Source organism: Novosphingobium sp. G106, assembly GCF_019075875.1.
Taxonomy (GTDB): domain Bacteria; phylum Pseudomonadota; class Alphaproteobacteria; order Sphingomonadales; family Sphingomonadaceae; genus Novosphingobium.
In genome coordinates this window covers 4,225,112-4,242,996 of sequence record NZ_JAHOOZ010000001.1, presented here as the reverse complement: position 1 = coordinate 4,242,996, position 17,885 = coordinate 4,225,112, and the positions used below count along the sequence as shown (strand labels likewise).

The following is a 17,885-nucleotide window of genomic DNA, read 5'->3' as shown; positions in this document are numbered from 1 at the left end:
CAAGCGGCAGGCTCGTGCCTAGAAGCTGTAGACGAAGGTCGCGCGGCTCTGCGTGTTGAGTTCCGCCGTGCCGACCGGCGGGTTGCGCTCGTACTGGACGTTGTACGAGAAGCGCGCCTTGAGATTGCCGATCAGCTTGGTATCGAGCGCGGTATTCGCGACGACGTTGCCGTCGGCGCCTTCGATATAGACCGCGGTATTCTGCGTCAGGCTAAGCGTGGGCGTGACCCGCCAGTTGAGATTGAGCGATCCGCGGCCGGCGATGCGCGAATGAATGCCACCACCGTCGACTTCGTCGATCCGGCGCAGCGCCGGTCCGCCTTCCAGCTCGAGCTTGACCCGCGCCCCGTCGAGCGCCCGGTAACCTAGCCCGCCGCCGAGCGTGTAGCGATTGTCGTAACCGGCAAAGGTGTCGTGCTCGTACTGGGCCAGGCCATAGGCATAGGTGCGTTCCTGGAAGCGGTAGCTCGGCTGCCAGGCAGCGAAGACCCGTTCGGTCGTGGTCTCGCCGTTGGTGCTCTGCACGTCGGCACGGGCGGACAGCTTGTGCGTCCAGTCCACCCCTTCGCGCTTGAGATCCAGCGCACCCAGCATGCCGAAGCTGCTCGAGGTGCCGGTCGAACGCGAGGCTCCGGCCTCGATTTCGCCCTTCCAGTTAGACAGCGCCGAGGCGGTGCGCAGCTTTTCGATTTGCTCGACCTTGGCCTGCGCGGTCTGGACGGCGACCTGGGCGTGCCAGGCCTGCTCGCGTTCGTCGATCTCCTGCCTGGCTTCGGGCGCGGCCTGGCGGGCGACGGCGAAGACGCTAGCGATCGTCGTGGCGTTGCCCTTGGCGATCGCGATCTCGATCATCTTGCGGATGCCGGGATCGAGCGGCGCCGTGCTGGCCGCGCTGGCGGCATCGCCCGCCGCTTCCGGCCCACGATTGTCGGCGGGCGTGTCGGCGGCGGAGGCGGTATAGGGAAGGGCGGCGAAAACGACGGTCAGCCAGCGGGCTTTGGCGAGCATGCAGTTCCTCTTTCGCTGGATCGCGGCATGACAAAAGATTGTGGCGATAGCATGCTGGCGGGTCTCTTCCGCGACGTTCAGGCGGTCTGGATATAGGTCCTGAGCGCTTCGGCTTCGCTTTCGATGTGTTCGATGCGGGACTTGACGAGATCGCCGATCGACACGAGGCCGAGCATTTCGCCGTTCTGAACCACCGGCAGGTGCCGGATGCGCCGCCGCGTCATCAGCGACAGCGCGGCCAGCACCGTGGTGTCGGGCTCGACAGTCACCGCCGGGCTTGTCATTACGTCGCGCAGCTTGCGGTCGAGCATGGCGGGGCCGAGCGACTGCAGCTGGTAAATCACGTCGCGTTCGGAAAAGACGCCGACGATCTTGCCCTTCTCCATCACCGGCATCGCGCCGATGCGTTTCCCAGCCAGCAGCGCGACTCCCTCGCGTACGCTGGCATCGGCTTCGCAGGTGATGATGGTGCCGGCCCGGCCTTCAATCAGGCGCCCGATGGTCATGGCTCGTCTCCCGGAGCTTGGGCAGGCACTATGCCATAGCTCAAGCATTTGCGCCAGTTCATCGCGCCGCAGCCCCGCAGGGCAGGTTCCCTGCTTGCGAACATCCTGCCAAAGGCGCAAGGCGGCTGCGATGATTCCGCGCTCGCCTCTCGACGATCCCGAGACCGCCGCCTTCGCCTGGGCGCGGTTCAGGCGGCTGATGTGGCTGATGCTCAGCGTGACCATCACCATAGTGATCGGCGCCTGCGTGCTGCTCTACCGCGAGAACGGCTTCGTCTCGATCCATTTCTACATCGCGACCGCGCTCGGAATCGGTTTCATGATGCTGCTGATGTCGGCGCTGATGGGCCTGGTTTTCCTGTCAAACGGCACCGGTCACGATGATGCGATCGTCGATCCGTTTGAGGACGAGCACCCTAATCCCTAGAGCGATTTCGAGCCGGATGGAATCATCTGGCGACTCGGAAATCGAGGTAAAACAAAAACCTAGAGCGCCTCCGCTCTGGGCGGATTGAGCCGGTATTCCTCGACCGGCACGCCGCCGATCACGTGTTCCAGGATGATCCGTTCGAGCACCTCGGGCGTGCAGCCGTGATACCAGACGCCCTCGGGATAGACCACGGCGACTGGCCCGGCCATGCAGACGCGCAGGCATGAGACCTTGTTGCGCAGCACGCCGGCCTTACCGCCCAGCCCGAGTTCGTTGAGCCGGCGCTTGAGGAAGTTCCAGGCCTCGATCCCGGTCTCACGATCGCAGCACTTGGGCTTTTCCGGGTCGGCGCAGATCATGATGTGGCGCTGGGTCGCGAAGCCGCCGAGAATCTCGAGGGCGCGTTCGGCCTGGGCCACGACTTCCGGGCTGTCGTTCATGACTTCAATGCCCAGGCCTGGAGGCTTTCGCGGACCGCGGCTGGGATTTCATTGGGCTGGCCGCCGGCCGTGCTGACCATCGTCACCTCGGCGAAGGCGATCAGCCGCTCCTGCTGGGTGACGAGCTGGAGGAGCCTATAGCTGGTCCGCCCGAGCGGTCCCGCGGCGACATGCATTTTCAGCGGATCGGGAAAATAACTCTGGCCGAGGAATTCGACCGCCATGCTGACGACCATGACCGAGAGCTCGCCACGCGCGCCGTGGTCGCCGGCTGCGCGGTGATAGCGCACGCGGCCTTCCTCGAGCAGCCCGACCAGCGAGACATTGTTGATGTGCTGGTTGACGTCGAGATCGGCGAACCGGGTCTCGATGCTGCAATGGAACGGATAGCGCGCCGGATCGAGCAGCGCGGGATCGGGTTTCGGCATCGGTCTGTCGGTATCGGCTGGCGGGCAATCAGCCCTTCTTGCCGACGATCCTGGCGATCTCGCTCGCGACCATGCGCTCGACCATCTGCGGCAGGTTCTTGTCGAGCCATTCGGCCAGCGCAGGGCGCAGCAGCTCGCGCGCCATGCCTTCGAGCGAGGTTTCACCCGAACGCACGATCTGCGGCGGCACGCCGGGTTCGGCCAGCATGGCCAGCGCGGCCAGCGATTCCTGCATCGATACGCGTGCGGCATCGGTCAGCAGCGGCGATTCGGGCCGTTCGTCACCGTCGTCTTCGGTCATGGCGAACTCGCTTTCGCTGCCGAGGTCGAGCACGTCTTCCTCGTCGAACAAGGCCTCGTCATCAGCCGCCCGGTCCTCTTCGAGGTCCTTGGCCTGATGCACGGCAGGCGCGACGACGCCCTGCGTCTCGCGCTGGCGGCGCTGTTCGTCGGCGCCGGCGCGGTTGTCGCGCGCGATCACCTTCTTGATCGATTCGAGAATTTCCTCGACCGTCGGTTCAGCAGTTTGACGCATCGCGGTTATTTACCCCCCCCTGGGCATTCGTGTCGGGCGCACCAGTATTGGTAGACTGAATCGTAGCCCCCCTCAGTGCCATGAATCTCGCCGTCTTGGGGCTTGGTGTCAACGGTTCGCGTGGATTGGGGCTTCGGCGCGGCATCGTCGTCCCAGTCGAACCACTTTCCGCGCACGCGCTTGTAGTTGACGCCGGGGTCGTAAAGCGTCCCGCCATCGAGCCCCAGATCCTGCGCTTCGGCCCTGCCCATGGCCGCTAGCATCGCGAAGCCGGCGACATAGGCGTTGCGCCTTGCGGTGACGAGGCGGACGCTGGCCGAGAGCAGTTCCTGCTCGGCGTCGAGGATGTCGAGGATCGTGCGGTTGCCGACGCTGTTTTCGGCGCGCACGCCCTCCAGGCTCAGCCGTGCCGCATCGACGGCCGACTGGTTGGAAACGATAAGTTCGTTCGAGGCCTGCCACGCGGAATAGGCCGACCGGACCTGCGCGATCAGGTTGCGCTCGGCGGCGATCTCCTGCTCCATGGCGGCGCCTTCGAGGGCCTGGGCCTGGCGGCGCTGGGCGGCGGGACGGCCGCCCTGGTAGAACGGGACCGAGGCGCGCAGGCCGACCTGGGCGGTCGTCTCGTGCTGGGTGAAGGCAGCCGCGGCGCCGCCGGCACCGCCCAGGGTACCGAAATAGTTGTTGTAGGTGCCCTGGCTGAAAGCCTGGACCGTCGGCAAGCGCCCTGCCCCTGCTACCTTCACGTCATAGGCCGCCGCCTTGCGCTGTTCGCGCGCGGCAAGGAGGTCGGGATTTTCGTCCAGTGCCTGCGTTACCGCTTCCTCGGCGCTGGTGGGCAAGCCGGGCAGCGGCGGCGGCGGATCGAGCGCGCCCGGGGCTTCGCCGACAAGGCTGATATACCGTTCGCGCGCTGCCACCAGGTTCGCCTCGGCCGTGCGCGTATCACCGCGGGCCAGCGCCAGGCGGGACTGTGATTGCGCGACGTCGGTACGGGTGAGGTCGCCGATCTCGAACCGGTCGCTCGTGGCGCGCAGATTGACTTCGAGAACCTGGACGTTGCTGCGGTTGAGGCCAACCACCGCCTCGTTCAGGATTACGTCCATATAGGCCGCCACGACCTGGCTGAACACCGTGCTCTCGGTGCCGCGCAGCGCTGCCTGGCCGGCCACGACGCGGGTTTCCGCCGCCTTCACGCCGTTGCGCACCGATCCGCCCGAATAAAGCGGTACCGACAGCGAGACGGTGCCGTTCAGGTTGCGATCGGGCGCGGTGAAGTTGTTGGCGCTCTTCTGGATGAATTCGGTATGCGTTGCCTGCCCGGTCACCGATGGACGGCCGGCAGCCTTCTGGATCGGCACGTCCTCGTCGGTGGCGCGCTGGCCCGCGCGGGCCGCCTGCAGCGTCGGGTTCGTGTTGTAGGCGGCGACGAGCGCGCCGCGCAGGTCCTCGGCTGCGGCGGGCCCGGCGGCGGGACTCGCCAGCAGGGCTGCTCCGGCCAGCAGCCGGAGGCGCAGGCCGGTTTGCGGCACGTTCAGAAGCTCCAGCGCTTCGGTGCAGCGAATTCGGGAAGGACGGGGATGCCGATCTCGGCGAGCGGCAGCAGTGCGACTTCGCCCGCAGCCTTGCGGCCCGCGGCCAGCCGGGTCACGCTGCGCAGGACGAGCCCGGTAACGATGCGGCCGCCCTCGGCGAGCTGCGTCGCGAGCGCGCCAGGCAGTTCCTCGATCGCGCCATCGACGACGATCAGCGTGTAGGGACCGTTTTTCTTCTTCGCCGAGACATCGGCGGGATCGGCCGCTTCGAGCGAGCCGACGAGCGGGCCGAGGAGCGCGGCGAGGTAGCCGTTAGCGTCGCCGATTAGCAGCGCCTTGTCCTCGGCGCTCGGCTTGGCCTCGCTCAGCATCATGCCCTGGACCAGCGGCGCGGCGAGGAAGCGGCCCTCGCCCAGCGGCACGGCGCGGTCGATATAGGCGGCGGCCTTTGCCGCCTCGGGAACGAAGTCTTCGCGCGGGACGCGCGCCATGGCGGCGAGCACCCAGGGCTCGTTGACGCCGCTGGTGCGCAGCTGGCTGTCGATCATCGCACGGCGGGCCGCTTCTGACGCAGCAGCAGCGGGGCGGTTCTCGGTCAAAGTCATCAAATGCAAATCCCTCATGCGCTGCCGAAGCCCGACCAGTACCTTGCAGCGGCCCCCCGGTAGCGCGGTGGCACGCTAATAGGCGAAGGCTGCAAGCTCGCCAAGCGCTTTGACGGAGCGTCCCGGTGGGCTTATGGCGGCCCGGATTTCTGCCCGCACGGCTGCAGCATGGGGATACGCATAATGGCTGAGATGGTCACCATCCGTGAAGAAGACCTGATCGAAAGCGTCGCCGACGCGCTCCAGTACATCAGCTATTTCCACCCGATGGACTATATCCGCGCGCTGGGCGAGGCCTACGAGGCCGAGCAAGGCCCGGCCGCCAAGGACGCGATCGCGCAGATCCTGACCAACAGCCGCATGTGCGCCGAGGGCCATCGCCCGCTCTGCCAGGACACGGGCATCGTCAACGTCTTCATCGAATGGGGCCAGAACTGCCGGCTGGAATCGGACCGTTCGCTGCAGGACGTCGTCGATGATGGCGTGCGCCGGGCTTACAACCACCCTGAGAACAAGCTGCGCGCCTCGGTGCTGGCCGATCCCGCCTTCACCCGCCGCAACACCAAGGACAACACCCCCTGCGTCCTCAGCGTCAGCATGGTGCCGGGCAGCAAGATCTCGGTCGACGTCGCAGCCAAGGGCGGCGGCAGCGAGAACAAGTCGAAGTTCAAGATGATGAACCCGTCGGATTCGATCGTCGACTGGGTGATCGAGATGTTGCCGCAGATGGGCGCCGGCTGGTGTCCGCCGGGCATGCTGGGCATCGGCATCGGCGGCACGGCCGAACATTGCGTCAAACTCGCCAAGCAGAGCCTGATGGAACCGATCGACATGGGCCAGCTCAAGGCGCGTGGCCCGCAGAACGATCTCGAAGCCATGCGCATCGAGATCTTCGACAAGGTCAACGCGCTGGGCATCGGCGCGCAGGGGCTGGGCGGGCTTTCGACGATCCTCGACGTCAAGATCCTCGACTGGCCGTGCCATGCCGCGGGCAAGCCCGTCGCGATGATCCCCAATTGCGCCGCGACGCGCCACGCGCATTTCACGCTCGACGGCTCGGGTCCGAGCTATCTCGAGACGCCGAAGCTCGAGGAATGGCCGCAAGTGCAGTGGACGCCCAGCAAGGAGGCCAAGCGGGTCAATCTCGACACGCTGACCGCCGAGGAAGTTCAGGCCTGGAAGCAGGGCGACCGGCTGCTGCTCAACGGTAAGATGCTCACCGGCCGCGACGCTGCGCACAAGCGCATCCAGGACATGCTGGCCAGGGGCGAGGCGCTGCCCGTCGATTTCAAGGGCCGCGTGATTTACTACGTCGGCCCGGTCGATCCGGTGCGCGACGAGGTCGTCGGCCCCGCCGGCCCGACCACGGCCACGCGCATGGACTCGTTCTCCGACATGATGCTCGATCTCGGCCTGCTCGCTAGTGTCGGCAAGTCCGAGCGCGGCCCGGCGGCGACCGAATCGATCGCCAGGCACAAGTCGGCCTACCTGATGGCGGTTGGCGGCGCGGCCTACCTCGTCGCCCGCGCGATCAAGAAGGCCGAAGTCGTCGGTTTCGCCGATCTCGGGATGGAAGCGATCTACGAGTTCACGGTCGAGGACATGCCGGTGACCGTCGCGGTCGATAGCGAGGGCAGCAACGTCCACAAGCTCGCGCCGTTGGTCTGGCAGGACAAGATCGCCAAGGAAGGCCTGCTCCAGCCGAGCTGATTCGACGAGCGTCCCAGGCGGATCGACCAAGCGGCTGGCGCACCGGCCGCCTGGCGGGCTATTTGTCGGGCAATGAACGACAACACCGCCCAGCGCCCGCGGGTCCCGCCGCGGCTGGTCCTGGCTTCGATCGTGGGCCTCTGGGCCTGCTATTTCGTGCTGACGACGCTGCGCGGCGCGCTGCTGGGTTACGACCTCAGTTGGGCCTTCCTCTCGCGGCGGCTGGTCGTCACCTTGGGCTCGATGGCCGTGACCGCGGCGCTCTGGCCGCTGCTGGCGCTGCTCGCGCGCTGGCCGCTATGGCGGCGGGCGAGCCTGATGCTGATGGCCGCACTCCCCGTGGCCCTGCTCGCGACGATGATCAACAGCTGGGCCTTCGCCGACATGGACCACGAGGCGAAGCAGCAAGAACAGCGGCAAAGCGTCAATGTGCTCGATGACGGCGAAGGCAATGTCGTCGAGATACATGGGGGGGCATGTTCGCGTGCGCAGCGACGACGGCTCGGTTGTCGAGGTGGGTGATGGCAAGCTGGTCGTGAATGCCAGCAAGGGCGCGGACAGATCACCTCCTGTCCCGCCCTCGCCTCCTTCACCCCCCTCGCCTGCGGTGAATTCACCGGCGTCCCCGCCTCCGATGACTAAGGCGCAGACCTTGCCGGCCAAGGAGAAGAATTTCTGGGACGAGTATGCCGACATGGCGCTCGGCCGCTATTTCCTGCTGGTGGCCTGGATGGCGCTCTACCTCGCGCTCGAAAATGCCCAGCAGGCGCGCGCGGCAGAGCGCCGCGAGGGCGAGTTCCGCCGTGCCGCGCAGGCGGCCGAGCTGCGCTCGCTGCGTTACCAGATCAACCCGCACTTCCTGTTCAACACGCTCAATTCGCTGTCGGCGCTGGTGCTCACCGGCAAGCCGGCGGAGGCCGAGCGGATGATCCAGACGATCGCCACTTTCTACCGCCGCAGCCTGGCGGGCGACCCCACCGGAGACCTGCCGCTGGCGCAGGAGATCAAGCTCCAGAAGCTCTATCTCGAGGTCGAGGCCGTTCGCTTTCCCGAGCGACTGCGGACGGTGTTCGAAGTGCCCGACGAACTCGCCGACGTGCTGGTGCCCGGCATGATCCTGCAGCCGCTGGTCGAGAATTCGATCAAATATGCCGTGGCCGCCACCAACCGCCCGGTGACCGTGACCATAGCCGCGCGCGCCGAGGCCGGCGGGCTTACAATATCGGTCAGCGACGACGGACCCGGAGCGGGCGCGATCTGGCAGGACGGTTGCGGCATCGGCCTCGCCAATGTCCGCGACCGGCTGCAGGCGCGTTTCGACGGGGCGGCCAGCCTCGACGCCGGCACCGCGCCCGAGGGCGGGTTCAGGACCGTGATCCGCCTGCCGCTTCAGCACCGCGATGGCTGAGGCGCTACGCACCCTGATCGTCGACGACGAGCCGCTTGCGGTCGAGCGGCTGCAGATCGTTTGCGCGGGCCTGCCCGGCATCGCCGTGGCCGGCACGGCGAGCGACGGCGGCGCGGCCTTGCGGCTGATCGCCGCGCTGGCGCCCGATCTCATCCTGCTCGACGTGACCATGCCCGAGATGGACGGCCTCGCCCTCGCCCGTACCCTCGCCGCCCAGCCCTCGCCGCCCGCGGTGATCTTCGTCACCGCGCACGACGGTTTCGCGGTCGAAGCCTTCGATCTCGAGGCGGTCGACTATGTACTCAAGCCGGTGGCGCCCGAACGGCTGCAGCGCGCGATCGCGCGGGCGCTGGCGCGTCGGAACGACGGCGAGAAGACCAAGGGTGAATGGCTCGAGGAATTCTGGGTGCCCCACCGCTCGGAACTGCTGCGCATCGCGGCGGTCGACATCGACCGGATCGATGCCGAGCGCGACTATGTCCGGCTGCATGTCGGCGAGGCGAGCTATCTGCTGCTCCACACCGTCTCGGGACTCGAAGCGCGGCTCGATCCGGCGCTGTTCATCCGCCTGCACCGTTCCTGCATCCTGCGGCGCGACCGCATTCGGGGGCTGAAGCACGATGGGCTGGGGACCTGGTCGGCAGAGCTTGCCGATGGCAGCGCGGTACGGATCGGGCGGACCTATCTCGCGCGCGCCAAGGCCATGGCCGGGCGCTGAATCGGCGGGTGTTTGGTGAGCCCGGAGGGTCCCGCCGCCGGGCTCACCTTTTCGTGCGGGGCGGCCGTCCCCACGCGAACTTTTTAGCGGCGTGCCTCGCCATTGGCGCCGCCACCGCTGGCGGCAAATCGGTTGTTGCCGAGCTTGGCGGCGACCTGTGCGGTGATTGCCTGACGCGCATCGGCGATGCAGCCCGGGGTTGCACGGGTGAGCCTCGATCCGGTGGCCGGGTCGGACGTGCAGGCCTGTTCGGCCGCCGCGTCGATGCGGCTGCCGAGCTCGGCCTTGCCGGCTGCGGTGGTGAGATCGAGATCCTTCCAGGCGAGCTTGACCTCGCCGGCCAAAGCGGGGTTGGCCGCCAGGCAGGCCGCTGCGATCCCGAGCGAAAATAGGATAGTTCTCATGTCCGGTTCCCTTCCATTCCTAACGGACTGGAGCTCTGTTACCGCTCGCCGCAGCAGGCTTCCCGGATCGTTCGACCAAACCCTGCACCGGCCGACGAGGGCCGAGCCGCTTCGACGAGCGTCATGCCGGGATCGACGAACGGCAAGCCGTCGGAGCGATGACGCTTGGCCTGTCTCTACCTCCACTGGCCAAGCGGCGCGGCAAGGCGTAGGCTGCCCCCGTCTATGGCCATCGTCGTGCTCTTCCTGCTCGGCATCGCCAATTTCGCGATGCAAAGGGCTGTCCTCGAAAGTGGACATCCGTTGCTTGGACGAACCCCCTGGTTCGTCCACATGCTCAGCGGCCGCATCAGCCTGGGCGTCGAATTCCTCATGTTGCTCGGCGCCATGCTGATGGTCGACGCCGGTGCACTCGGTTGGGCCTGGGGCTATGCGCTCTACAGCATGGTCAATGCGCTGTCGGCCTGGCTGATCCTCTCGGGCCGCGTCTAGGGAACCAAACCGGCGCCGCGTGCGTCCCTTTGCGATGATCCATGGAAAGACCATCTGGCTCGCGGTGAACGCGGCGAGCGGCAGTAACAGCGACGATGCAGTGGCGGCGCTCGAACAGGCCTTTCGCGACGAGAACTGCCTGATCGGCCGGCGCATCGGCTTCCACGAGGAAGGTGCGCCCGCGATCGACGAGTTGCGCCGCGCAACTGTCGATCTGCTGGTGATCTTCACCGGTGACGGCACGGTCAATTCGCTGGTTGCCGGGCTCACCGGCTGGGAAGGCACGGTGCTGGTGCTTCCTGGCGGGACGATGAACATTCTCGCGCAGCGCCTGCACGGCGATGCCGAGCCGGCCGAGATCATCGCCCGCGTCGCAGCCGGCCGCGCCCGCCTGGTCCGCCCGACGCTGGTGCGATCGCGGCATGGCGATGGTCTGTCGGGCATTCTCGCCGGACCGGGCACCGCCTGGGCGCAGGTCCGCGAGGCGATGCGCGAAACCGACGTGCTCGGCACGATCAGCGGCGCGGCCGAGGCCATCGGCGAATCCACGGCGGGTTCCAACGTCCACTGTGTGGAGCCTGCGATTGGCCGGCCGGAGGGCTATTCGGCGATCCAGCTCGTGCCCGGGGCGGACGGCTTTGCGGTCGAAGGTTATTATGCTGAAACACTTGGCGACTATGCGAAGCAGGGGATCGCGCTGTTGCGGCGCAATTTCCGCGAGGGGCCGCATGACAGTCTTGGCCACTATCGTTCGGTGCGGCTTGCCTGTCCGGAAGGGGAAGCGATGGGATTGCTGATCGACGGCGAACCGGGTGAAGCGGGCAACGAGGAGACGTTCACCCTCGCCCACTGCGGCGTCGATCTGCTAGCGACCCGCGATGACGACTGAATCGCCGGCCTCCGCGCCTTTGCGCCTGTTCCACATTTCCGACATCCATTTCGGGCTCGAGGACCGGCACGCCCTGGCATGGGCCGAGCGCTGCATCGAGGGCGAGGCGCCCGCCGCAGTCGCGATCACCGGCGACCTGACGATGCGCGCGCGGTCGCGCGAATATGCCGCCGCCTGCGACTGGATCCTCGGATTGAAAGCGCCGGTCACGGTCGAGGTCGGCAACCACGACCTGCCCTATTTCAACCTCGCCGAGCGCTTCCTCGATCCTTACCGCCGCTTTCGTGCGATCGAGGCGCTGGTCGAGCGCAAGATCGAGCTTCGCCAGGGCGTGGGAGGCGTCGCCATCGTCCCGCTCAAGACAACGGCGCGCGCGCAGTGGCGGCTGAACTGGTCGAAGGGCTGGGTGACGAAAGCCGCGCTGGCGCAGACCCTACTGCAGATCGATGCCTTGCCTGAAGGCACACGCGTTCTCGTCGCCTGCCATCACCCGCTGGTCGAGACCGGCACGCGCGGCACCGCCCTCACCCGCGGCGGTCAGCGCGCGCTCGAAGCACTTGCCCGGCGCAATGTCCTCGCGGTGCTGTCGGGCCATGTCCACGACGCCTTCGACCTGCAGCACGAGACCGCGGCCGGCCCGGTACGGATGATAGGCGCGGGCACGCTGTCCAAGCGTATCCGCTCGACCCCGCCGAGCTTCAACGAGCTGACGATCTCCGGCCATGACGTGAAAGTGCGCGTGCGCAATCTCGAAGCGGTACCGACGCGCGAGATGCTGATCCCGGACGTGCCGCCCAATGCGCTGCCGCCGCGTTCCGAGGAAGAACCGATCGCGCCGGTGGGCGCGGTTCCGGTGGAAGACCCGCCGGTTCACTGAGCCTTCTTGGCGGTTCCGTCTTCGTCGTAATCGTGGCGGACTTCACCGACGCCATGCGTTTCCGCGTTCAGGATCGCGGGCTTGCGGTGGAGTGTGATGTTGCCGACGCCGTTGAGTGAGGCATCGACCGTGCCTGCAGCCTTGATGTCGACATTGCCGACGCCGCGGACGCGCACGGTGGCATCGCCGGCTTCGACCTTGGCGAGATCGAGCGTGCCGACGCCGCGGCTGTCGATGTCGAGTTTGCCCACCTTGCCCGAAGCGTCGAGGTCTGCGGGCCCGCGCACTTCGATGCGAAGCGACGGCTGGTCGAGGTTTTCCAGCGTTACATGGCTAGGTCCGCGCAGTTCCAGGCCGGCGATCTGCGGCGCGGTGATCTCCACGGTGAGCCCGCCGTGATGTCGCCATCCGTGGCGCTCGGAAGAGAGTTCGCCGTCTTGCCAGCGCAAGCCGTCGATCAGGCGGGCATTGCCCGAGACGGTCATCTCGCTCTTGGGACCGCGGACGAAGCGCAGCGACACCGGCCCGTCGATCTTGAGTATGCGTGAGCCGTCGAACGCGAAGCTTCGCTTTACGGTCGGGCCGTCGTCGCTCGCGTCGAAGTCCCAATCGCCGTGGTCGTGGCGGAAGCGGGCCTTGATCTCTTCGCCGCCGAGCACCCAGGCGCCGCTGACCAGCAGGATCGACAGCACGAGCCCGCTGACGAAGACGATGAGCAGCTTGCGGATCATTGGGCGCTCCTGTCGGATTTGATGGCGGGTTCGATGACCCGGTAATGCAGCCGGCCGAACCACAGCAGGCCGTTGACCAACCAGATCGCGACGATCGACAGCAGCGCGCCGAAGGCCACGGCGGCGGACATCATGCCCAGGCCGCCGAAGACGAAGCCTATCGCGGGGCCGACCGTGAGGCCGCTGAAAGGCCCGGTCACCAGCATCACGCCGCCGGCGATGAACAGCGCGAGCAGCGCGGCGTAGAGCCCGATGATCACGCCGATCGCCGGCAGTAGGATCGGCAGCAGCACGAGAATGTCGATCGCACCCAGGCCCAGGAAGGCGATGACCGCATTGGTCGCCGAGGACGGCGAGCGGACTTCCTCCCAACGCTTGATACCCGCTTCCAGGCGAAGCTCGCGCGCCAGCCGGCCGGGATCGCCGAGCGCTTCGGCCACCTCGGCTTCGGAGCGCCCATCTTCGCGCGCCGCGTCGAAATGGGCTTCGTAGTCGCCGATCGCATCGGCGATCGCTTCGGGGGACATGCCCTCGAGGCCGCGCCGCAGCCGTTTCAGGAATTCGTCACGCGTCATCCCGGGTCTCCGCACCTGCTTCGGGTTGTGCATCTGCTGGGGCCGCGTCGACATGGCCGATCAGGCCTTCGACGGCGGTGGTGAAACTGCGCCATTCGGCGAGCTGGGAGGCCAGGCTGGCGTGACCGGCGTCGGTCAGCCGGTAATACTTGCGCGGCGGCCCCGATGGCGATTCCTCGAGATAGGTGCCGACAAGCCCTTCGTTCTGCATGCGGCGCATCAGCGGATAGATCGTGCCCTCGCCCATATCGACCGCATGCGAGAGCTTGCTCGCGATCTCGTAGGCATAGCTGTTCCCGCGCGAGAGCAGCGCGAGCACGCAGAGGCCGAGCACCCCCTTCTTCAGCTGGATTTCGATAGCCTCGGGCACGAATCACGCCTCCTGGTTCGAGGCCTGTCTAATACAAGGTACTATTCATTGCAAGGTAGCTTGTTATGACTAGTTCCAATCAATGCGTAGTACCCTCGAAATCGCTGAAATATGGGAGAATTTTAAGGGTGGCGCGCCGGCACGGAGCGCAAAGTCAGCGGTCGCGCGGCTCCAGGCCGGCATTGACGCGCTGATAGGTCTGCTCTTCGACTGCGCGGAATAGCGCGTCGAGATCGTCGCGGCTGACGTCGAGCACTTCGTCCCAGTGCTCGAGCACGGCCTCGAGATCGGCCATGTCGTAGCGGCCCATCCAGTGTTGGGGCGGCAGCGGAGCGATCGCCGCGGCCTCGTGCGGCCAGCTATGGCCGGTCATGTTGTTGAATACCCAGGCCATGCCGAGCAGCGCCACGAGATCGAGCCAGAGCGCGAGCAGGAAGGTCGGCCAGCCGACCGCGGTGATCAGCGGCGCGCCCATCGCGCCGATCAGCGCGCAGGCGCCGGCGGGGGGATGGAGGCAGCGCAGCGCGCTCATCACCGCGATTGCCACGGCGACGGCCACCGCGCTGGCGAGCGGAGGGTAGGGCATCAGATGGCCGACCGCGAGGCCGATCATTGCCGAGATCATCGATCCGCCCAGAACCGGCCAGAGCTGCGCCAGCGGGCTGGCCGGCAGCGCGAAGACCAGCACGGCCGAAGCGCCGACCGGGGCGACCAGCCAGGGCAGGGCGGCCCGGTTGGTGCCGAGCACCATGTCGGTCACCAGCGTGGCGGAAACGATGCCCAGGATCGCGCCCACGGCGCTGCGTGCCCAGCCCAGACGGCCGCCGGCGTGGCTCGCAGCGCGGACGAGGAGGCGATAGGGCAGGGGAGGCTCCCGGGATTGCGTGCAGATACGAAAAAAGGGGGCCAGCATGGCTGACCCCCCGATTTTCGGCAGCAGTTCGCGAAAAGCTTAGCGCTTCGAGAACTGGAAGCTGCGGCGGGCCTTGGCGCGGCCGTACTTCTTACGCTCGACGACGCGCGGGTCACGGGTGAGGAAGCCGGCGGCCTTCACTGCGGCGCGCAGCTTCGGCTCGAACTTGCTCAGCGCCTGGGCGATGCCGTGCTTGACCGCGCCGGCCTGGCCCGAGAGGCCACCACCCTTGACGGTCGCGACGACGTCGTACTGGCCAGCGCGATCGGCGACGCCGAACACCTGATTGATGACGAGGCGCAGCGTCGGACGCGCGAAGTAGACTTCCTGATCGCGGCCATTGACGATGATCTTGCCCGAGCCGGGCTTCAGCCACACGCGGGCGACGGCGTCCTTGCGGCGGCCGGTCGCATAGGCGCGACCCTGTGCGTCGATTTCCTGATCGCGGATCGGAGCAGGGGGACCGGTGCGCACGACGGGAGCTTCCGGAGCGGCTTCGGTCGAAGCATCCACGGGAGCGCCGGCGGCGAGAGCGCCGAGGTCGGCGAGATCGGTGACGGTGTTATCGGACATTAGGCACCCACCTTGTTCTTGCGGTTGCGGCTGGCAACATCGAGCGGCTGGGGCTGGGTGCCACCATGCGGGTGCTCGGTGCCGGCGTAGAGATGCAGCGCGCGCATCTGCGCACGGCCGAGCGGGCCGCGCGGGATCATGCGCTCAACCGCCTTTTCGAGCACGCGCTCGGGGAAGCGGCCGTCGAGGATCTTGTCCGCGGTGACCGCCTTGATGCCGCCGGCATAGCCGGTGTGCTTGTAATAGGTCTTCTGCTTGAGCTTGTTGCCCGTCAGCCGCACCTTATCAGCATTGATCACGACGACGTGATCGCCGCAATCGACGTGCGGGGTGAAGCTCGGCTTATGCTTGCCGCGCAGGACGTTGGCAACGATCACCGCGAGGCGGCCGAGCACGAGCCCTTCGGCATCGATAAGATGCCAGTTCTTTTCCACCTCGGCCGGCTTGATCGACCGGGTGACCTTGCTGAGCGCCTTCATGGCTGGTCATTTCCCTTGCTTTGACCGCGAATCCGAGTGGACGGATGCGCGGCGAAGGCGGCCCAATCGTGGAAAGGGCGCCAAAAGTCAAGCGAATGGGCGGTTTTGCATGGAGGTAAAATAATACCGTTCGGAATTAGGGCGCCGGAGCGAGCGTCCATTCCTCGATCACGGTGCGCTTGTCGCCTCCCAGATCCGTCACGACGGTGCGGGTGAAATCGGAGACTAGGCCGGAGGCGCGATCGGTGCTGGCGGTTATGACGGTCGTGACCTGCCCTTGCAGGCCGCCGTCGAGCGCGATCGCCTTCTGCTCGCGCTGCGTGCCCGCGGCCGGGTGGAACAGGTCGAGCGGCCAGTAGGTCCGGAAGGGCCGCGTCTGGAACTGTGAGACGAAGCCCTGCGCCTGCGTCGCCTCGGCCGAGGCGAGGTTCATCCGGGCAATGTCGGCCGAGGCCGTGCCGATCGCCTGGCGCTGCTGCCGGCTGGGCGCGGGATCTTCGGAGGGCACGATCATGCCCGCCGCATCGAGCTTGATCGGAAAGATCCCGGGGTCTGGCCGGCGGCGTTCGAGCGCGGCGAGCGCTTCGAGTCCGGGCGGGGCCTCGACGCTGACTTCGCTAAGCGTGCCCGCGAGTTCGAAGCCATTGCCTTCGGCGGTGAACTGCACGCGGTAGCTGCGCCGCGTCACGATGGCCGTGCCGTCGTGCATCATATGGCGCAGCGTGCGTGTCAGGATCAGCGGCGCCGCCGTCGGCTTGAACAGGCCGGCCGCCGGCTTCGGCGTTTCGGCAGCCGACATCGCTGCGATGGGGAGGATCGCAGCCGTGGCCACCAGCCAGACCGCACGGCTCACCGGGTCAGGCCTCCGAGCCAGGCGGCGGTGCCGGGCGTCGCGGCATCGCAGTGCCAGGCCAGGATGGCCGGCTCGTCATAGGGATGCTCCTCGGCCAGGCGCGCCACGGCACGATCGAGCAATGCGGCATCCGTCTTGAACAAGGCCCCCGCCTCCGTCGCTTCGCCGCGCTCGCCGTTCCATTCGAACAGCGAAAGCATGGCGGGCAGGATATTGGCGCAGGCGACCAGCCTTTCGTCAAGCAACGTTTTAGCCGTTGCGGCGGCTATTCCCGCGTCGGGAAAGGGGCACCAGATCAGCGCGGGGCCTGCAGGTTCCATCATGCCCTGCGCCTGCCGAGCGCATGAGCGCCCCAGGTCGTCGCCGCGACCAGTAGTGCGCCGGTCAGCTGATGCGCCACGGCCAGCCACAGCGCGATGCCCGACCAGACGGTGACGATGCCCAGGATCACCTGGGCGCCGAAGGCGCTGTGCAGCGCGATCGAGGCCGGGCGCTGGCCTGCGGCCTTGAGCTTGCGGCCCATGACGATCAGCACGGCGACGACCACCCAGGCCCACCAGCGGTGGATGAAATGGATCAGGAAGGGATCGTTGAGCGCGGCATGGATCGGCCCGAGCGTCCAGTCGATGCCTTCGGGAACGAGGCTACCCTGCATCAGCGGCCAGTCGTTCGCGACATGGCCCGCGCGCAGACCCGCAGTCAGCGCGCCGAAGAACAGCTGTACCAGCAGCGCGGCGAGGGCGAGGGCGGCGAAGCCGGTCAACCGGGAACGCGGTTCGCCACGGGCCAGCGCCTGGAGGTCGAGCGCGGTCCAGACTAGGCCGCCCAGGGTCACCAGCGCCGTCAGCAGGTGCGCGGCGAGGCGGAAATGGCTGACCTTGACGTCGTTGACGATGCCCGATTCGACCATCCACCAGCCGATCGCGCCCTGCAGCCCGACCAGGGCGACCAGCGCCAACAGCCGCGGCAGGTAGCCACGCGGGATCTGCCGCTTGATCCCGTACCAGGCGATCACCAGCGCCAGCACCATACCGATCGCCCGGGCAATCAGCCGGTGCACCCATTCCCAGAAGAAGATGAACTTGTAGTCGGCCAAGGTCATGCCGGCCGGGCCGTTGATCTGGATGAATTGCGGCGTCTGGCGATAGGCGTCGAACTCGGACTGCCACTGCGCCTGGCTAAGCGGCGGCAGCGCGCCCGAGACCGGTTTCCATTCGGTGATCGACACGCCCGACTCGGTCAGCCGGGTAATCCCGCCGACCGCGACGATCAGCACGACGAGGCCCGCCACGATATAAAGCCAGCGCGCCAGCGCCAGCGGCCTGGCGGAGAGATCCGAGCCACGGACCGTAGAGGAATCGAACATGGCCGCGTCCTGCTCCCGGCCGGACAAAATCGCAAGCGGC

At 67.1% G+C, this 17,885-nt stretch carries 25 protein-coding genes; 8 read left to right on the top strand and 17 right to left on the bottom strand.

The features are described 5' to 3' along the window. Positions 1-18 precede the first annotated feature (18 nt). The gene (locus tag KRR38_RS20320) at positions 19-1,008 is read right to left on the bottom strand and encodes a YdiY family protein (RefSeq protein ID WP_217404963.1); all 990 of its coding nucleotides are present in this window, start codon (positions 1,006-1,008) and stop codon (positions 19-21) included. Between the two features lie 77 nt (positions 1,009-1,085). Next, entirely contained in the window at positions 1,086-1,514 is a 429-nt protein-coding gene (locus KRR38_RS20315; protein ID WP_217404961.1) for a CBS domain-containing protein, read from the bottom strand. 130 nt (positions 1,515-1,644) lie between these two features. On the opposite strand from KRR38_RS20315, the gene KRR38_RS20310 reads away from it, so the two are divergent. Then, the gene (locus tag KRR38_RS20310) at positions 1,645-1,941 is read left to right on the top strand and encodes a hypothetical protein (protein WP_217404959.1); all 297 of its coding nucleotides are present in this window, start codon (positions 1,645-1,647) and stop codon (positions 1,939-1,941) included. Positions 1,942-2,000: 59 nt separating this feature from the next. Here the strand turns inward: KRR38_RS20310 and KRR38_RS20305 are convergent, their stop codons facing one another. From KRR38_RS20305 to KRR38_RS20285, 5 genes are read right to left on the bottom strand one after another with little or no spacing between them, the layout of a single operon-like run. Continuing rightward, positions 2,001-2,384, bottom strand: a complete 384-nt coding sequence (locus KRR38_RS20305; protein ID WP_217404957.1) for a ferredoxin — start codon at positions 2,382-2,384, stop codon at positions 2,001-2,003. Beyond that, on the bottom strand, positions 2,381-2,812 hold the full coding sequence (locus KRR38_RS20300) for a thioesterase family protein (protein ID WP_217404955.1): 432 nt from the start codon (positions 2,810-2,812) through the stop codon (positions 2,381-2,383). The genes KRR38_RS20305 and KRR38_RS20300 overlap by 4 nt, the downstream gene beginning before the upstream one ends. A gap of 28 nt (positions 2,813-2,840) precedes the next feature. Then, the gene (locus KRR38_RS20295) at positions 2,841-3,347 is read right to left on the bottom strand and encodes a DUF2497 domain-containing protein (protein WP_217404953.1); all 507 of its coding nucleotides are present in this window, start codon (positions 3,345-3,347) and stop codon (positions 2,841-2,843) included. 5 nt (positions 3,348-3,352) lie between these two features. Further along, entirely contained in the window at positions 3,353-4,879 is a 1,527-nt protein-coding gene (locus tag KRR38_RS20290; protein ID WP_217404951.1) for a TolC family outer membrane protein, read from the bottom strand. A gap of 2 nt (positions 4,880-4,881) precedes the next feature. Beyond that, the gene (locus KRR38_RS20285; protein WP_217404949.1) at positions 4,882-5,487 is read right to left on the bottom strand and encodes a protein-L-isoaspartate O-methyltransferase; all 606 of its coding nucleotides are present in this window, start codon (positions 5,485-5,487) and stop codon (positions 4,882-4,884) included. Between the two features lie 183 nt (positions 5,488-5,670). On the opposite strand from KRR38_RS20285, the gene KRR38_RS20280 reads away from it, so the two are divergent. The 4 genes from KRR38_RS20280 to KRR38_RS20265 all read left to right on the top strand — a co-directional run bounded on the left by KRR38_RS20280 (position 5,671) and on the right by KRR38_RS20265 (position 9,323). After that, positions 5,671-7,197, top strand: a complete 1,527-nt coding sequence (locus tag KRR38_RS20280) for a fumarate hydratase (protein WP_217404947.1) — start codon at positions 5,671-5,673, stop codon at positions 7,195-7,197. 72 nt (positions 7,198-7,269) lie between these two features. Next, positions 7,270-7,719, top strand: a complete 450-nt coding sequence (locus tag KRR38_RS20275; RefSeq protein ID WP_217404945.1) for a hypothetical protein — start codon at positions 7,270-7,272, stop codon at positions 7,717-7,719. A 112-nt stretch (positions 7,720-7,831) separates the two neighbouring features. Continuing rightward, a complete protein-coding gene (locus KRR38_RS20270) occupies positions 7,832-8,605 on the top strand; it encodes a histidine kinase (protein WP_309141098.1) in 774 nt (257 codons plus the stop codon). Further along, positions 8,598-9,323 carry a LytTR family DNA-binding domain-containing protein gene (locus tag KRR38_RS20265; RefSeq protein ID WP_217404940.1) on the top strand — a complete coding sequence of 242 codons (726 nt, stop codon included), beginning with the start codon at positions 8,598-8,600 and terminating at the stop codon, positions 9,321-9,323. The genes KRR38_RS20270 and KRR38_RS20265 overlap by 8 nt, the downstream gene beginning before the upstream one ends. An 83-nt stretch (positions 9,324-9,406) precedes the next feature. Here KRR38_RS20265 and KRR38_RS20260 read toward each other — a convergent pair whose 3' ends face one another. Continuing rightward, positions 9,407-9,727, bottom strand: coding sequence for a UrcA family protein (locus KRR38_RS20260; RefSeq protein ID WP_217404938.1), 321 nt, complete (start codon positions 9,725-9,727; stop codon positions 9,407-9,409). A 225-nt stretch (positions 9,728-9,952) separates the two neighbouring features. On the opposite strand from KRR38_RS20260, the gene KRR38_RS20255 reads away from it, so the two are divergent. Genes KRR38_RS20255 through KRR38_RS20245 form a run of 3 tightly spaced genes read left to right on the top strand, consistent with a single transcriptional unit; the run spans position 9,953 to position 11,985 of the window. Then, positions 9,953-10,219: a hypothetical protein gene (locus KRR38_RS20255; RefSeq protein WP_217404936.1), complete on the top strand. Its 267-nt coding sequence runs from the start codon at positions 9,953-9,955 to the stop codon at positions 10,217-10,219. Between the two features lie 34 nt (positions 10,220-10,253). Next, positions 10,254-11,108 carry a diacylglycerol kinase family protein gene (locus KRR38_RS20250; protein ID WP_217404934.1) on the top strand — a complete coding sequence of 285 codons (855 nt, stop codon included), beginning with the start codon at positions 10,254-10,256 and terminating at the stop codon, positions 11,106-11,108. Further along, positions 11,098-11,985, top strand: coding sequence for a metallophosphoesterase (locus KRR38_RS20245; RefSeq protein WP_217404932.1), 888 nt, complete (start codon positions 11,098-11,100; stop codon positions 11,983-11,985). The genes KRR38_RS20250 and KRR38_RS20245 overlap by 11 nt, the downstream gene beginning before the upstream one ends. On the opposite strand, the gene KRR38_RS20240 is transcribed toward KRR38_RS20245, so the two are convergent. The 9 genes from KRR38_RS20240 to KRR38_RS20200 form a co-directional block, all read right to left on the bottom strand. Beyond that, positions 11,979-12,716 carry a GIN domain-containing protein gene (locus KRR38_RS20240; protein ID WP_217404930.1) on the bottom strand — a complete coding sequence of 246 codons (738 nt, stop codon included), beginning with the start codon at positions 12,714-12,716 and terminating at the stop codon, positions 11,979-11,981. The two genes, KRR38_RS20245 and KRR38_RS20240, sit on opposite strands and share 7 nt — an antisense overlap. Beyond that, positions 12,713-13,291, bottom strand: coding sequence for a DUF1700 domain-containing protein (locus KRR38_RS20235; protein ID WP_217404928.1), 579 nt, complete (start codon positions 13,289-13,291; stop codon positions 12,713-12,715). Before KRR38_RS20235 ends, KRR38_RS20240 begins: the two co-directional genes overlap by 4 nt. Next, a complete protein-coding gene (locus KRR38_RS20230; RefSeq protein WP_309141097.1) occupies positions 13,281-13,661 on the bottom strand; it encodes a PadR family transcriptional regulator in 381 nt (126 codons plus the stop codon). The genes KRR38_RS20235 and KRR38_RS20230 overlap by 11 nt, the downstream gene beginning before the upstream one ends. 154 nt (positions 13,662-13,815) lie before the next feature. Continuing rightward, on the bottom strand, positions 13,816-14,574 hold the full coding sequence (locus KRR38_RS20225) for an HPP family protein (RefSeq protein WP_254514894.1): 759 nt from the start codon (positions 14,572-14,574) through the stop codon (positions 13,816-13,818). Positions 14,575-14,613: 39 nt separating this feature from the next. Next, positions 14,614-15,147: a 30S ribosomal protein S9 gene (gene rpsI, locus KRR38_RS20220; protein WP_217404918.1), complete on the bottom strand. Its 534-nt coding sequence runs from the start codon at positions 15,145-15,147 to the stop codon at positions 14,614-14,616. After that, positions 15,147-15,626 carry a 50S ribosomal protein L13 gene (rplM, locus tag KRR38_RS20215; protein WP_217404916.1) on the bottom strand — a complete coding sequence of 160 codons (480 nt, stop codon included), beginning with the start codon at positions 15,624-15,626 and terminating at the stop codon, positions 15,147-15,149. The genes rpsI and rplM overlap by 1 nt, the downstream gene beginning before the upstream one ends. Before the next feature lie 136 nt (positions 15,627-15,762). Then, positions 15,763-16,479 carry a hypothetical protein gene (locus KRR38_RS20210; protein ID WP_217404914.1) on the bottom strand — a complete coding sequence of 239 codons (717 nt, stop codon included), beginning with the start codon at positions 16,477-16,479 and terminating at the stop codon, positions 15,763-15,765. Beyond that, positions 16,476-16,802 carry a divalent-cation tolerance protein CutA gene (gene cutA, locus KRR38_RS20205; protein WP_254514893.1) on the bottom strand — a complete coding sequence of 109 codons (327 nt, stop codon included), beginning with the start codon at positions 16,800-16,802 and terminating at the stop codon, positions 16,476-16,478. Before cutA ends, KRR38_RS20210 begins: the two co-directional genes overlap by 4 nt. After that, entirely contained in the window at positions 16,799-17,845 is a 1,047-nt protein-coding gene (locus tag KRR38_RS20200) for a COX15/CtaA family protein (protein ID WP_217404912.1), read from the bottom strand. Before KRR38_RS20200 ends, cutA begins: the two co-directional genes overlap by 4 nt. Between the last annotated feature and the right edge of the window lie 40 nt (positions 17,846-17,885).

Excerpts from the sequence above, each read along its gene's own strand:
- KRR38_RS20315 (WP_217404961.1), bottom strand. The coding sequence starts at position 1,514 with ATGACCATCGGGCGCCTGATTGAAGGCCGGGCCGGCACCATCATCACC.
- KRR38_RS20200 (WP_217404912.1), bottom strand. The coding sequence starts at position 17,845 with ATGTTCGATTCCTCTACGGTCCGTGGCTCGGATCTCTCCGCCAGGCCG.
- KRR38_RS20320 (WP_217404963.1), bottom strand. The coding sequence starts at position 1,008 with ATGCTCGCCAAAGCCCGCTGGCTGACCGTCGTTTTCGCCGCCCTTCCC.
- KRR38_RS20295 (WP_217404953.1), bottom strand. The coding sequence starts at position 3,347 with ATGCGTCAAACTGCTGAACCGACGGTCGAGGAAATTCTCGAATCGATC.
- KRR38_RS20225 (WP_254514894.1), bottom strand. The coding sequence starts at position 14,574 with ATGCTGGCCCCCTTTTTTCGTATCTGCACGCAATCCCGGGAGCCTCCC.
- KRR38_RS20270 (WP_309141098.1), top strand. The coding sequence starts at position 7,832 with ATGACTAAGGCGCAGACCTTGCCGGCCAAGGAGAAGAATTTCTGGGAC.
- KRR38_RS20250 (WP_217404934.1), top strand. The coding sequence starts at position 10,254 with ATGATCCATGGAAAGACCATCTGGCTCGCGGTGAACGCGGCGAGCGGC.
- KRR38_RS20280 (WP_217404947.1), top strand. The coding sequence starts at position 5,671 with ATGGCTGAGATGGTCACCATCCGTGAAGAAGACCTGATCGAAAGCGTC.
- KRR38_RS20265 (WP_217404940.1), top strand. The coding sequence starts at position 8,598 with ATGGCTGAGGCGCTACGCACCCTGATCGTCGACGACGAGCCGCTTGCG.
- KRR38_RS20275 (WP_217404945.1), top strand. The coding sequence starts at position 7,270 with ATGAACGACAACACCGCCCAGCGCCCGCGGGTCCCGCCGCGGCTGGTC.
- KRR38_RS20310 (WP_217404959.1), top strand. The coding sequence starts at position 1,645 with ATGATTCCGCGCTCGCCTCTCGACGATCCCGAGACCGCCGCCTTCGCC.
- KRR38_RS20305 (WP_217404957.1), bottom strand. The coding sequence starts at position 2,384 with ATGAACGACAGCCCGGAAGTCGTGGCCCAGGCCGAACGCGCCCTCGAG.
- cutA (WP_254514893.1), bottom strand. The coding sequence starts at position 16,802 with ATGATGGAACCTGCAGGCCCCGCGCTGATCTGGTGCCCCTTTCCCGAC.
- KRR38_RS20285 (WP_217404949.1), bottom strand. The coding sequence starts at position 5,487 with ATGACTTTGACCGAGAACCGCCCCGCTGCTGCTGCGTCAGAAGCGGCC.
- KRR38_RS20245 (WP_217404932.1), top strand. The coding sequence starts at position 11,098 with ATGACGACTGAATCGCCGGCCTCCGCGCCTTTGCGCCTGTTCCACATT.
- KRR38_RS20255 (WP_217404936.1), top strand. The coding sequence starts at position 9,953 with ATGGCCATCGTCGTGCTCTTCCTGCTCGGCATCGCCAATTTCGCGATG.
- KRR38_RS20235 (WP_217404928.1), bottom strand. The coding sequence starts at position 13,291 with ATGACGCGTGACGAATTCCTGAAACGGCTGCGGCGCGGCCTCGAGGGC.
- KRR38_RS20240 (WP_217404930.1), bottom strand. The coding sequence starts at position 12,716 with ATGATCCGCAAGCTGCTCATCGTCTTCGTCAGCGGGCTCGTGCTGTCG.
- KRR38_RS20300 (WP_217404955.1), bottom strand. The coding sequence starts at position 2,812 with ATGCCGAAACCCGATCCCGCGCTGCTCGATCCGGCGCGCTATCCGTTC.
- KRR38_RS20260 (WP_217404938.1), bottom strand. The coding sequence starts at position 9,727 with ATGAGAACTATCCTATTTTCGCTCGGGATCGCAGCGGCCTGCCTGGCG.
- rplM (WP_217404916.1), bottom strand. The coding sequence starts at position 15,626 with ATGAAGGCGCTCAGCAAGGTCACCCGGTCGATCAAGCCGGCCGAGGTG.
- rpsI (WP_217404918.1), bottom strand. The coding sequence starts at position 15,147 with ATGTCCGATAACACCGTCACCGATCTCGCCGACCTCGGCGCTCTCGCC.